We start from the raw sequence: 14,825 nt of genomic DNA, 5'->3' as shown, positions 1-14,825 counted from the left end.
TGGTAGAGATATGGAGTGATGTCTTAGGATTAGAGGCATCCAAGATTAGTGTGACCAGGAGCTTTTTTGAGTTAGGAGGTCATTCATTGAAGGCGACAAAATTAGTTTACAAAATAAAAGAAGAATTAGGAGTTACTCTCTCTGTAGTAGATGTTTTTTCTAAACCAACAATTCGCGAGTTATCTCAGAAAATGGAAAAGGCAAATATAGCCGCAGTACATATTGACGAAAGGGTCATTTTGTTAAAAGAAAGCACTAACCAACTCAAAAATCTGTTTTTTATACATGATGGCGGTGGAGATGTGCAAGGATATATTCAACTTTCTCAATGGATTCAAAATTACAATTGTTATGGAATTCGAAGTAACACTCTAAATGATCTTCATCCTGTAGATCTTAGTATTCAAGATATAGCATATGATTATATCAAGATTTTAAAAACGATTCAGCCAGAAGGGCCGTATACAATTATTGGATGGAGCTTAGGAGGAGTCATTGCTTACGAGATCACAAAACAACTGGAAAATGCAGGAGAAAAAGTAGACAAACTGATTTTGATTGATACAGTAATTAAGCAACCAGTATCAAATGATAATAAAGGGTTTGATCTTGTTATCGAGCAAGATATTCTACGATCTATTATAGGAAACATACCGGGTCCATTACTTCAAATACAAAAAGTTGAAGAGTTTTGGCAAGTATTGTTAGGACTTATACATGCTGAGGAAATATCATTTGATGTTGTTAAAAAAGCAATTCCAGAAAATATCCAAAGGTTGATGTCAACTTTGGATCAGCAGAATGCCGAAAAGATGATCAAAACCTTTAATACAGTTAGATCTCTTGATCAAGCTATGCTGAGCTATACTGTTGAAGGGGAAATAGATGCCACGCTAGGATATATAATTGCTTCTGATTCTGGTTTGGATCACAAAACTCTTTTGGATAAGACAAAAAGACTCATTGTAGAAAAAATAGAAGGAGATCATTTTTCAATAATGAAATTTCCACAAGTCAAAGCACTTGCAACTGTCCTAGAATCTATGTTGTTACAGGAGGAACATATACTAGTTTCTCAACAATAAAATATTTCATAACAAAACTTTATTTATACCCTGTTTGTTTATCCATGAAGATGAATGGATATCGGATGTGAGTAAATGTTTTGGATCTAAATTTTAATCTAAAATTAATAATGAAAAGAAGGAGTAAAAATTTCCATTATAGTGTAATGGTAATGCTATTTGCATTTTATCAACTTTCGTTTTCTCAATCTGCTGCCAATGATCTAATTAGTTCGCAAATTGATGCAGAAGTAAACGAAATGATGAAAGAAGGTGATATCCCTGGGTTAAGTGTCATCATCATTAATGGTGACAAAAATGAAATCCGTAATTACGGATACGCAAATCTTGAAAAAGAAATTCTGGTTACCTCTAATACTTTGTTTGAGCTGGGCTCATGTACAAAGGCATTTACAGCTCTTGCGGTAGCTAATTTGGTAGATCAAAATAAGATTTCTCTAACGTCTGATGTACAAACATACTTGCCATGGTTTAAGGTGTTTTATGAAGGTGACCTGGTGAATATAAAAGTAGAGCATTTACTTCATCATACCAGCGGAATACCCTGGAGTACAATCTCCAAAATTCCTGAGTCAAATGAGGAAAACGCACTTGAGGAGACAATCAAAGCCATAGTAGGACAAGAACTTGAAGAACTACCAGGGAAGGAGTACGAATATGCTACAGTTAATTATGATATTCTCGCTTTAATTGTCGAAAAAGTCACTCATACTTCATTTGAAAAATACCTTCAAAATGAGGTCCTAAAAAAGATAGGATTAGACCAAACTACTATTGGAGAACCTAAAGATGACAAAATGATGTCTTCTGGTTATAAAATAAGTTTTTTTCAACCCAGGAAATATAACGCTCCCAGATTCAAAGGAAACAATGCTGCAGGTTATGTGATTTCAAATGCAGAGGATATTTCAAAATGGCTGCAATTTCAAATGGGATTATCACAACTTGATTTTTATGAAATCGCTCAACAAACTCATCAAAGAGACGAAACAGTACCATTACATAATATGTCATCATATGCCATGGGATGGGAAGTATCATTGAGTGGAAATGGAGAGATTTATCACAGTGGTCTTAATCCAAATTTTACTTCTTATATCACTTTTAGACCAGATGAAAAATTAGGAGTTGCAGTTTTGGCAAATTCAAACAGTACATATACTCCAATGATTGGGGATCATGTAATGAAAATAATAGCTGGAGAAAAGGTGGTTAACGAGTTTGATCCAGGAGATAGAGGAGATAAGACATTTTCTATTCTCTCGATAACTCTATTGGTATACTTATTAATCCTAACGAGCTATTTCTTTTGGGCTATTCTCGATATTGTAAACAAAAAACGAGAATTTCAAGGATTGAATAAATCGGTACTAAAGAAATCAAGTACCATGTTATTGTCAATTGTTCCTTTTGTTTTAGGGTTGATCATTTTGCCACAGGCGATTGCTAATTTTGATTGGAAATCGATTTTGGTATGGACTCCAGAGAGTTTTGATTTTATGATAAAACTAGTAATTGGAGCAATGACTGCGAGTTATTTTGTGTATGTCTTTACTATGTGTTTTCCAGAAAAAAATGAATATAAGAGAGCAATTCCCAGAATTGTATTAATGAGTATACTTTCTGGATTGTCAAATGTAGTTGCAATAATTATTATCACTTCAGCCATAGGTAGCGATGTTGATCTAGAATATATAATTTACTTCTATTTATTAACAATATCGGTTTATCTATTAGGAAGAAGATTTGTGCAGGTCAACTTGATTCGATTTGCTAGAGGTTTGGTATTTGACTTAAGAGTTCGACTGGTAGATAAAATATTCGCTACTTCTTATCAAAAATTTGAGCGAATAGATAGAGGAAGAATTTATACGGTATTAAATGATGATGTGAACAGTATAGGACAATCCACTAATATTTTTGTGGGCCTGATCACCAGTGTAATCACAACAATAGGTGCTTTTATTTACCTTGCTTCTATTGCGTTTTGGGCAACAGTACTTTCAATACTTTTAATTGTAGCTCTAGCTGCTATTTACTATTCTGTGGTTCAGAGTACAAATACCTATTTCGAAAAGGCAAGAGATGAAAGAAACATTTTTATGCGCCTTTTGAATGGAATGATTGATGGTTTTAAGGAAATAAGCCTTCATCGAAATAAAAAACATGAATATCAAGAAGACATCACTCTAAGTGCTGATAGATTTAGAAAAAAAATATCAATTGCAGATATCAGATTTGTAAATGCTTTTTTAACCGGAGAATCCTTGTTGGTAGTGTTATTAGGGGTTGTTGCATTTGGGATGCCAGAATTTTTTCCAGACATGAAGCTTTATACTTTGATGAGTTTTGTTGTGGTGTTACTTTATCTAATTGGTCCTATTAATGGAATTTTGAATTCAGTGCCTGGCCTTATGCAATTAAAGGTGGCCTGGAATCGCATTCATAGATTTTTGGAAGAAATTCCGGCAGATATCCATGTGGCTAATTCCATCCCCAATGTAGAGAATAAAAAATTGCACAATTTAAGTTTGGATCAAATAGAATATGAGTATAAAGATACTGATGGGAATACAGTATTTGGGATTGGTCCAATAGATCTTACACTAAAGAGTGGAGAAATTACATTCATCGTAGGAGGTAATGGAAGTGGAAAAACAACACTAGCCAAATTACTAACAGGTCTTTATAAACCAACTGGTGGGGCAGTAAAAATAAATAATCATAGTTTGTCCAATCTGGAGCTTAGCGAATATTTTTCGGTAGTTTTTAGTCCTTCCCACTTATTTAAAAAATTATACAACATAGATACAATAGGAAAAGAGAAAGAAATAGATGCTCTTCTCAATACACTACAACTTAAAGAAAAAGTTAAAATTATCAATAATGAATATAGCACAATTGATTTGTCGGCAGGACAAAGAAAACGATTGGCTTTATTTCAATGCTATTTAGAAAATTCACCTATTTATTTGTTTGATGAATGGGCAGCAGACCAAGACCCTGGTTTTAGAAATTTCTTCTATAGAACACTACTTCCCGAAATGAAAGCAATGGGGAAAACTATTATCGCCATCACCCACGACGATCACTATTTTGATGTTGCTGATACTGTTTACGAAATGAGAGAAGGACAGTTAAAACAATATAGAAAAGAGCTTGCTATAGAGAGTGTCTTCTCGAATGAATAATGATTCTCCATTATTCAGCAATCATAATCTTGAAATCAAATCCATCCATGAATATGCACATCTATGGATAATTTATCATAACACAAATTTATTTTAATATGAAACCACTTACGAATAGAAAAAAGAAAATGCGCCTTTTGAAACAGATGTTTTTGATTGGCTTAGCCTTGGCTGCAAACTGTTCAGTAGCTCAGGAAAAAGATTTTTTTGTCTCTAACAATGAGAAAATAAACAAAAAAGAGTTTGATGAAAAAATTGATAGTATTCTTGCTATCACAAATATACCTGCGGTATCCCTGGCAATAATTGAAGACAATAAAATAGTGTATTCAAATTCTTTTGGGTATAAGCATCAATTAAAAAAAGAGGTAATCGATAATAATACTCTTTTTGAAGCTTGTTCTCTCTCTAAAATATATTTGGTAGCTGCAGCCTATAAATTGGTAGATCAAGGGTTACTAGATTTGGATAAACCAATTTTTGAGTACAAAACAAATGAAAAATTGGCTTATGATGCACGATATAAATTGATTACACCGAGAATGATATTGAGTCATACCTCTGGAATCGAGAATTGGGAATGGTTGAACGTTGGTGGTAAATTAGAAATATTACAGGATCCAGGAACTCAATATACGTATTCTGGTGAAGGGTTTCATTATCTGGCAAGGGTTATCCAAACAATTCTTGATAAACCCTATGAAGAATATCTAGATGAAATCGTTTTATCTCCATTAAATTTGAAACAAATCGACCTTAATTACACACCTGCCGATTCTATTGGAAATTATGCAAATGGACATAGTATAATTGGTAAGAGCCTAAACAAATGGGTAACAAAAGATCCTTGGCCGGCCTCATCAATTCATACTACTGCTGAAAGCTTTGCAAAGCTTTTGGTTTCGGTTTTTGATGAGCAATTTTTAACAAAAGAAAGTATCGCCAAAATGACAAAGCCAGTAATGGCTATTGAAGAAGGTAATGATTCTAAATATGGAATTGCAAATGGATTCTTTGTTCTTGAAAATGAAAATGATAAGATTGTGAATTTCTCTGGCGACAATAAAGGCTTCAAAGCGGATATGTTATACTCAACTATTCATAAAAGAGGTTTTGTGTTTTTTACAAATAGTGATCTTGGTGGAGTGTTTGGAAAGCATTTAAATAAATTGACCACCAATTTGGATGCTAATTTGTACCTGGATAAACCATATTTCAAGGATTACGAAACTATATCAGATTTAATAGTACTCTACAATCAAGAGGGTAAAGGCAAAATGTTTGAAAGGATAGATAGCATGAAGGAAGAAGAGTTAGACTTTTATTTGCTCGAAGAGCTAATGTTTGATTTCTATTCGAAGGATAAAGAAGCATCTGAGAGAATTGCTGAAACGATTTTAAAATATGATAAAAAATCTGCCGCTTCCTATTTTCTTATCGGAGTGGTTAATTTAAAAGTTCATAATAATCCTGTCAAAGCAAAAGAATACCTATACAAATGTAAAAATCTAGGGTTTAATCGGTTTGATGTTGATAGCTATATCAGATCATGTGATGATAGCATCGCCCAGGGACACTAGAAAACTTCTTGCTCTTTTTTAATATTCACTACATGTAGTGATGGGGTGTAAGTGCCTATTGATTAAATACTTATAATTTAATTCTCAATTGTAGAAATGGAAGTAAAAGAAAGAAAACTCAACGGTAAGATTTTGAAGGATGCTTTTGATAAATTCACAGAGGCATGGGAGCAAAAAACAAAGGATCAGGGAAATGCAGAGACGTTTAATGATCATTTGATAAAAGGAGGCTTGAATCTATTATCTACGGCCAAAGATGCTATACCATGGGAAGGTAGTTTACAGGCTATATTCTCAAAAATGGAAGACTATGCTCCACGCGAAGATATCGAATCTTTTGTAGCCTTGGTATTAAATAAGTACTACGGTAGATTTGTTGATTTCAATGACCGAACAACATCAAGTATTCATACTTCTGACGATATTAACTTAGATTTTCTTAAGAAATCTGATGAGGATGATAGCTTTATGATGAGTCAAGGTCGTTTTGATTGTTTGCGTTGGAAAGATACGATCATATTTAAAACCGTATATGATTTAGCAATTTATCAAATGATGATTTGGGAGCTAAAACCAAAAACTATTATTGAAATAGGATCTGGATCAGGAGGGAGCGCAATATGGATGTCTGATCTTACGAACCAATATAATCTAGACAGCCATATCTTTTCCATTGATATTTATCCACCAAAAATGAAATACAGAAATGTATCATTTATTGAAGGTGATGTTAATCAAATAACTTCAATACTTGATGAAGAAACCATAAAAACGTTGCCACATCCTTGGTTAGTAATTGAAGATGCTCATGTAAACGTATTAAATGTTTTAAATCATTTTCATGGTTTTTTAACTCAGGGAGATTATTTGGTTGTAGAAGATAGCAAGTTCAAACAAGATGTTATTTCTGATTTTCTAAGAGAAAAAGAACAGGATTATCAGGTGGATACGTTGTATTGTGATTTTTTTGGTCAGAACCTCACTTGCTCTCACAATTCAATCTTTCGTCGTAACTAATCAAATTACAAAAGGTAGAAGCTAAGACCTACAGAATTTCTTTTGCAGTAGGAGACTAGCATCATTACCTCTTTATTACAGAATTATAATTAGTCATTGATGATTTAATGATCAGATTATCAATGCACATCATCTTAAACCACAAAAACATGATAGATAAATTAGTATTACCATTGGTTATAAATCTTGATGCTGTTACGGCCAAAGATTTCATCTCCTTTTATTTAGAAAATAAAATCGAGATCGAGACAAAATTAGAACATTATGGAGCTATAAAGTTTAGAGGAGTGCCTATTGCTTCTTTAACCGACTTTCAGGAAATAGTGAATTCCATATCAGTTAAATTTTTAAGCTATATAGATGGAAATTCTCCCAGAACAAAACTTACTGGTAATGTATACACCTCTACAGAATACGATAAGACCCAAAAAATTACCATGCATAATGAATTGTCGTATTCTGCCACTTGGCCTAATAAGTTGTTTTTTAGTTGTTTGGAGCCATCAGAAACCGGAGGAGAAACCTTGCTCGCCGATAGCAGAGAGATTGTAAGAGTAATGAACCTTGATATCGTTGATGAAGTACAAAGTAAAGGGGTGAAATATATTAGAAATTTACATGGGGGATTAGGTATTGGACCTTCTTGGCAAGATACTTTCGAGACTACGGATAAAGCCCAATTAGAATCGTATTGCAAGGCTTACAATATTAATTTTGAATGGAAAGAAGATGATAGCCTGCGATTAATACAATTGAGCAAAGGGATTATCAATCACAGAACTACTGATGAATTAATATGGTTTAATCAAATAGATCAATTTCACCCATCTCACTTAGGAGAAGAGTTATTTGATATTATGCAAACTATGTATGCAAAACCTATGGATTATCCAATGTTTGTTCAGTTTGGGGATGGAACCGATATCGATGAAGATATGATAAAAGAAGTGATAACGACTATTGATGCTGTTACGCAAGCACCAAAATGGGAGAGAAATGAACTTCTATTAGTGGATAATGAATTGATAAGTCATGGAAGAAACCCATTTACAGGAGACAGGAAAGTTGTGGTTTCAATGTCAAAGTAGAATGTTGTATTAATTCGTAATGCATAATAATGAAAATTAAAAGAGATAAGACCATTGGTATAGTTGGAGGGATGGGACCTCATTCGGGCTGTGATTTATTCGAGAAAATTTTGTCAAATTCTAGTGCAAAAACCGATCAGGAATATATATCAGTTGTGCTCATGTCTTTTCCGAGTAGTCATGTGGATAGAACTTCTTTTTTATTAGGGGAAACATCTATAAATCCAGCATATAGTATTGTAGATGTAATACGAAAATTGGAAGTTTCGGGAGCTGAAATTGTTGGAATATCGTGCAATACGGCTTACTCTCCACGTATTTTCAATGTAATTCAAAATGAGCTCAAAAGAGTAAAGTGTAACATCAAATTGTTAAGTATGCCTTTTGAAACTTGTATGAAAATTAAGAGAGAACATTGTAATATTACTAGGGTAGGAATCATGGCAACCAACGGGACATATAAATCAGAAATCTACAAAAAACAACTAGCGAATCTCGGTCTGGAACCAATCACTCCTGATTTTGAATTTCAAAACGAAATAATTCATGCTATGATTTATGATCCGGAATACGGGATCAAATCGAATCCAGAACATATACCTGCTAAGGCAAAGGTTTTGGTGAAAAAGGCGATTGAATATTTTAAAAATCAAGGAGCAGAGGCAATAATTCTTGGGTGTACTGAATTGTCACTGATCATTAAAGAGAAAAATATAAAGGGTATCGAAATTATAGATTCAACCCAAGAATTTTCAAGAGCATTAATTAGGGAGGCTAAAGTTGCTCTTCAAAATCCGAAAGAATTGTCTTTCCTAACTAATTAAAAAAGACTAAAACGATACTTCAATTACGTATTAATCATAGGATAAACGAATAAATTTAAGATGAATAAACTAAAACTTTTTTGTCTTCCTTACGCAGGAGGATCAGCTGCCATATTCAATAAATGGAAAGAGTTTATTGACGATACTATCGAAATTATACCGATAGAATTGGCAGGACGTGGAAGCAGAATACAGGCTCCGATGTATACTTCAGTTTCAGAAGCTGTTGATGACATTTTTGAAATTATTAAGGAGGATATTACGGATGGGCCATATGCATTGTTCGGTCACAGTATGGGAGCTATGCTCGCTTATGAGTTAACTACTAAGATTACAACGCAAGGTTTAGAAGGGCCACGACATATTTTCTTTTCAGGAAGAGCTGTACCTCATATTAAAATGAGAGAGGATAAAAAGTATCATCTTTTGGATGAGGAAAACTTTAAAAAGCAAGTACGTAAATTGGGAGGTACCCCACCTGAGTTTTTTAAACACCCTGAATTACTAGAATTATTTCTTCCATTACTTCGGAATGATTTTATGTTGGCAGCAACAGATTATAGTAATAGAGAAATAGTTCCACATCCTTGCAATATCACAGTTTTTTTAGGCAAAGAGGAGGATATGACCCATGAACAGGCAGATGGATGGAAACTACATACCGAGGGAGTTTGTTCTATCCATTATTTTAACGGAGGTCATTTCTTTCTAAATCAATATGCCAAAGAGATGGTGGAATTAATGAACACAACATTGATTACACAAAAAAATACCTTAGAAAAAATTAGATTTTCCTAATCCCGGAAAAATTAAAGAAATGAGTATATCATCAATTAATATTCTTTATACTTCTTTTTCTGAACGACTGCCCGGAAATATTTGGAATAAGTACTTCAATCTATTACCAGATAGAATGAAGGAAAAAAACATGCGATTTCAACGTTGGCAGGATCGACATTCCCATTTATTTGGTCAGTTATTGCTATTAGTTAATCTCAAAGAATTTGGGTATGGCAAAGGATCTTTAGAACAAGTTCTTTACGAACCTAATGGAAGGCCCTACCTTAATGCTGATATTGACTTTAATATTTCTCATTCAGGAGGAGAAGTATTATGTGCAATGACCAAAGGAATGCGAATAGGAATAGACGTAGAGGAAATCAAAAAGATTCATTTTCAAGATTTCAAAAACGTAATGAATCCATCTCAATGGAGAACCATAAACAATGCAACTGAACCGTTGGGAGCTTTTTTTAAACTCTGGACGATAAAGGAAAGTGTTATCAAAGCGGATGGACGTGGATTAGCAATTCCATTACCTGATATTAATATCGCTGAAAATATAGCCGAATACGATAATTGTATATGGTATTTAAGTGAAATCCAAACCCAATCAAATAGTAGTGCATATTTAGCTACAAGCAATAAAGAGGTTAAAATATACTTTAGGTGTTTGGATTTTTATCCAAGGTCATTGCATCTTCAAAGATGACCTATTCTTTTTTTAACGAATTATAAATCAACTTAATTCAAAGAAGCGAGCCCAATACAAATGGATTGCTTCTTACATATTTCCCTTGCTTTTTTAAAAAAGCAGGGATCACTCATTAGACTTTTTTTGAATAAAAACAAAAATTAAAATCAAATTATGAAAAGTAAAATTGAAAAAACTGACGGTAACATCGTTATTGTTGGAGCAGGGCTTACCGGATCAATGTTAGCATTAATGTTAGCTCAAAATGGATTTAAGGTAGACGTTTATGAGAAAAGGGGAGATGTTCGAGAATATGTACCCACCAAGAAACGTTCTTTAGGAATGTCATTGTCCAATAGAGGTAGAAAAGCACTTAGAAAAGCGAACATTTTTAGTAAACTAGAACCAACAATGGCTTCAAAGCATGGTAGAGCAACGCATAATGCAAGTGGTGGAGTGAAATTTCAAATCTATGGAGACGGTGGTCAAACATTGAGCACGGTAAATAGAAAAAATATTAATAGCCTTCTAATCAATGAAGCTATTGATACTGGATTGGTGAACTTTCATTTTAATCAGCGATTATCTGAAATTGATTTAGAAAACCATGTGATAACTTTCCGAAGTTCAGAAACGCAGGAAGAAAATAACGTAGCCTATTCTTATTTATTTGGTGCCGATGGAGCGAATTCAAATGTTAGAGAGGTGCTTTCAGAAAATAATATATTGACTAGTGAACGTAAGAAGTTGTATCACGTGTACAAGGAGATGACGATACCTATGGGTGAGGATGGAGACTATGTTTTGGATCCAAAATTTGTACATATCTGGAGCGCTCCCGATACCGTATTTGTTGCACTTCCAAGTTTAGACAAATCGTTTATCTCGACAATTTTTTATAGAAACGGTGAAGATGGAGAGCTCAAAAATGTAAAGACTAAGGAAGAACTTGATCTTTATTTTGAAAAGCATCTTCCTAATCTTCATAAGATTTTACCAAATTTGGAGGAAGATTTCTTTGGTAATCCGGATTCTGAAATTTTTGAAATCAAATGTTCTCAGTGGAATTATGAAAATAGAGTGTTGCTTATCGGAGATTCTGCCCATGCATTTGCTCCATTTTATGCGATGGGAATGAATACGTGTTTTGAAGATTGTAGTGTATTTATGAAAACATTAGAGGAAAACGGATTTGATTTTGGAGATGCAATATTAGAATTTGCAAATACCAGAAAAAAGGATGTAGACGCTATGCAGTTTTTAACGAATAGAAATTACCATAATCTTCAATTCTGTAAGCAACCTATTTTTGATTTAAAATGGAAGCTCGAACGAAAGATATGGGCTGCTCATCCTGATTTGTATATGCCAGAGTATTGTATGGTTGCTTTTTCAGAAATTCCTTTCTCTGAAGTAGTAGAAATATCCGAAAAGAACAAGGAACTCATTGAAGAAATTTATTCGCTATACCTCGAACAAATAGTAAATGAAACTCCAGAAATCGATATGGACTTATTCGTTCAGATAGAGGAGGTTAGAAATATTTTAATGAGTAGAGAAGCACACAGAGAATATCAAAAAGTGTTACTATAAAAACACATTATGTATATCTACACACTTGCACTACAAGAAACAATCAAGAACTTTATTTTGTGAGTTGGTTAAATTTTAATTCGAAAGTGGTAAATGTATTTACTTCGGATCTTACCGTTAATGTACCTTGGTGCATTTGCAAAATTTGTCTTGATAAGCTCAATCCAATGCCCGATCCAGTTTTTTTGGTGGTATAGAACGGGATAAAAATTTTATCTATAGCCTCGGGGATAATACCTTTACCATTATCAGTAATTTCTAGAATAAACTCTCGCTTGTGGTTGATATAGCCTTTTACAGAAATGGATGGAGTTTCATGATCAGATCGTTTAGCTTCAATAGCATTTTTGAATAAATTTATAAGCACCATTTCCAAAAGCTTGGCATCACCATATAAAAGAATATCTTTTGGTGTGGTTTGATATTTAAAATCAAAACCATTTTTGTCTAATTCTGGTTTCATCAAAAGATGTATATGCTTTAAAAGTTCTAGAACATTAATGCTAGCAAATACAGGAGTAGGAATATTGGTATAGTCCCGGTAAGCATCGATAAAACTAATGAGACCGTCGGCTCTGTTTTTAATAGTAGAAATCCCTTCTTTCAAATCGTTAAGGTTTTCGTGATCGATAACATAATTAGAGTCTAAGAGGGAAACATCTTCTTGTAAGATACTATACATTGTATCGTTTAGTGATACTATCGGTGTAATACTATTAATAATTTCATGGCGTAGAATTTTTGTGAGATTTTGCCAAGACTCTATTTCTTTACGCTGTAATTCTGGATAAATGTTTTGTAGTGCAACTATTTTTATAGGCTGATTTTTTATTTTTATCGTAATACTATGAATGGCAAGCTGAATTTCATCATCACTTTTTAAGAGGATATTTCTGCCAGAGGCTAGATCGACAATAGCTCTATGAAGTTCTTCATTATAGTTGGCTAATTCCTTAATGTTTTTTAAGTGTTTGATGTTTATTAGCTTTTTTGCATAACTGTTTATTAGTTTTATTTCTCCCGAGGAAGAATAACAGATAAGACCGGTGTTGACCTGCTGAACTATAGTGTTTAAGTATTGTAAATGCTCTTCTTTTTCACTTCGTTCTTCACGAAACGCGCTCAGTACCTCGTTAAAAGAAGTATTGAGGTTTCTGAAGCTTTTATCCAGGTGATTATCTACAGATAGTTTAAGTACAAAGTCTGAATGCTTTATTGCTTCCAAAAATCGAGTCAGTTTTTTATCTGTACGTGTAAGATATTTGAATAAACTAACGAATTGAATGATAACGCTGAAAAATAGCAAAATAGCTATGGTATAAGCTAGTGCTGTACCATAGGTTATCGATAAATAAAACCCTAAAGAAAGGGTAATGCATAGTAAAACAGTTTTTACTAATACATAAAATTTAAAATAACTAAAGCCCATGCTTTTTTAATCTTCTATATAATGCTGGACGAGTAATTCCAAGCTCATTTGCTGTTTTAGTAATGTTACCCTCATATTTCAAAAGTGTCTTTTGTATGAGCGTTTTTTCAACATCCTCTAGTTTTTGGTGTTCGGTACTATTCTGATTAGAATTAGGCTTTAAATAAATGTCAAAATCATGAGGTTGTAAGATGATTTCGGATGACATGATTACCGCCCTTTCTATAGAGTGCTGTAGCTCTCTAATATTTCCAGGCCAACTATGTTGTTGTAAGTTGGAAATGGCTTTTTTAGAAATGGATAAGTTTTTTTTGTTGTATTTTCTTGAATATATTTTTAGAAAATGATTTGCCAATAACGGAATATCTTCTAAACGTTCTCTTAGTGGAGGTAAATGGATCTCAATAGTATTGATGCGATAGAGCAAATCTTGTCTAAAAGTTTGTTCTTCGACCATTTCATATAACGGAAGATTCGTAGCGCAAATAAGACGAATATCAACATTTAATAGCTTGTTAGATCCGACTCGGTTTATTTTTCTGCTTTGTAGAGAGGTGAGAAGTTTGGCTTGTAATGCTAAGGACAAGTTCCCGATTTCATCCAGAAAAAGGGTACCTCCAGAGGCAACCTCAAACCTTCCTGCTCGATCTTCTTTGGCATCGGTAAAAGCGCCTTTTTTATGACCAAACAGTTCACTTTCGAATAGGGATTCGGATATAGAACCTAAGTCAACACCGACAAATGGTTCCCGATTTCTAAGTGAGTTTCTGTGAATAGCGTTTGCAATTAATTCTTTTCCCGTTCCATTTTCGCCAAGGATAAGAACGTTGGCATCAGTAGAAGCTACTCGGTCAATAAGATAAAAGACTTTTTGGATGGCAGGACTTTGACCAATAATTTCTTTGTATTTATTGTTTACATACGTATTTAATTCTTGTTGTTTACTACGTAAGTTTTCAATTTCTAATTTGCTTTCTCTTAATTGGATTGAAGAATAAAGAGTAGCCAAAAAGGAGTTGTTTTCCCAAGGTTTTAATACAAAATTAGTGGCACCGGCTTTAATTGCTTTTACCGCAGTTTGGATATCGCCATAGGCAGTCATTAGAACAACTACAGCATTTGGATCAATATGGAGTATTCTTTCTAACCAATCAAACCCTTCTTTTCCACTGCTGACATCTCTTGTGAAATTCATGTCGAGTAAGATGAGGTCATAGCTTTCTCTATTGAGATAGTACGGAATGGATTCGGGATTATCGGTAAGATCAATTTTTTCAAAATGACGTTTGAGGAAAATATTGGCAGCTTTTAAAATGTCTTCATTGTCATCAACGATTAGTATTTTTCCTTTTTTCTGAGTGACCGTGGTCATAATGGTAGTATAGGTTTAAGAGGTAAATAAGATGAATGTAATCTTAAAATACAGGTTGGTTGGAGAATTAGGTTTTTAGAGTTTTTAAAGTATTAAATAGTAACAATATTTACATAAATAGATAATAATTGTATGTGATCGTTTACGAACAAAGGTGTCCGTTTATGAACGT

General features: G+C 33.5%; 11 protein-coding genes. 9 read left to right on the top strand and 2 right to left on the bottom strand.

The annotated features are described in order from the left end of the window. From ACXAGJ_RS08850 to ACXAGJ_RS08810, 9 genes are all read left to right on the top strand, one after another. Positions 1-1,085: thioesterase domain-containing protein (locus ACXAGJ_RS08850; protein WP_474838990.1), on the top strand; the 1,085-nt coding region annotated here is incomplete at its 5' end. A gap of 110 nt (positions 1,086-1,195) precedes the next feature. Continuing rightward, on the top strand, positions 1,196-4,276 hold the full coding sequence (locus ACXAGJ_RS08845) for a cyclic peptide export ABC transporter (protein ID WP_474838988.1): 3,081 nt from the start codon (positions 1,196-1,198) through the stop codon (positions 4,274-4,276). A gap of 98 nt (positions 4,277-4,374) precedes the next feature. Further along, a complete protein-coding gene (locus tag ACXAGJ_RS08840; protein ID WP_474838986.1) occupies positions 4,375-5,856 on the top strand; it encodes a serine hydrolase domain-containing protein in 1,482 nt (493 codons plus the stop codon). 96 nt (positions 5,857-5,952) lie between these two features. Continuing rightward, entirely contained in the window at positions 5,953-6,873 is a 921-nt protein-coding gene (locus ACXAGJ_RS08835) for a CmcI family methyltransferase (protein WP_474838984.1), read from the top strand. A gap of 149 nt (positions 6,874-7,022) precedes the next feature. After that, positions 7,023-7,961: a TauD/TfdA family dioxygenase gene (locus tag ACXAGJ_RS08830; protein WP_474838982.1), complete on the top strand. Its 939-nt coding sequence runs from the start codon at positions 7,023-7,025 to the stop codon at positions 7,959-7,961. 29 nt (positions 7,962-7,990) lie between these two features. Beyond that, a complete protein-coding gene (locus tag ACXAGJ_RS08825) occupies positions 7,991-8,785 on the top strand; it encodes an aspartate/glutamate racemase family protein (RefSeq protein ID WP_474838981.1) in 795 nt (264 codons plus the stop codon). 60 nt (positions 8,786-8,845) lie between these two features. Then, positions 8,846-9,583: a thioesterase II family protein gene (locus tag ACXAGJ_RS08820; RefSeq protein ID WP_474838979.1), complete on the top strand. Its 738-nt coding sequence runs from the start codon at positions 8,846-8,848 to the stop codon at positions 9,581-9,583. 19 nt (positions 9,584-9,602) lie between these two features. Further along, positions 9,603-10,277 (top strand): 4'-phosphopantetheinyl transferase family protein, encoded by a 675-nt coding sequence (locus tag ACXAGJ_RS08815; RefSeq protein ID WP_474838977.1) that lies wholly within the window; start codon positions 9,603-9,605, stop codon positions 10,275-10,277. Between the two features lie 156 nt (positions 10,278-10,433). Beyond that, entirely contained in the window at positions 10,434-11,852 is a 1,419-nt protein-coding gene (locus ACXAGJ_RS08810; protein WP_474838975.1) for an FAD-dependent oxidoreductase, read from the top strand. A gap of 52 nt (positions 11,853-11,904) precedes the next feature. Here ACXAGJ_RS08810 and ACXAGJ_RS08805 read toward each other — a convergent pair whose 3' ends face one another. Both ACXAGJ_RS08805 and ACXAGJ_RS08800 read right to left on the bottom strand, forming a co-directional pair. Next, positions 11,905-13,077, bottom strand: a complete 1,173-nt coding sequence (locus tag ACXAGJ_RS08805) for a sensor histidine kinase (protein ID WP_474838973.1) — start codon at positions 13,075-13,077, stop codon at positions 11,905-11,907. Positions 13,078-13,270: 193 nt separating this feature from the next. Then, positions 13,271-14,653: a sigma-54-dependent transcriptional regulator gene (locus ACXAGJ_RS08800; protein WP_073316685.1), complete on the bottom strand. Its 1,383-nt coding sequence runs from the start codon at positions 14,651-14,653 to the stop codon at positions 13,271-13,273. Positions 14,654-14,825: the final 172 nt, after the last annotated feature.

The organism is Aquimarina sp. AWH4_224 (genome assembly GCF_056160245.1).
This window is presented reverse-complemented; position numbering and strand designations above follow the sequence as displayed.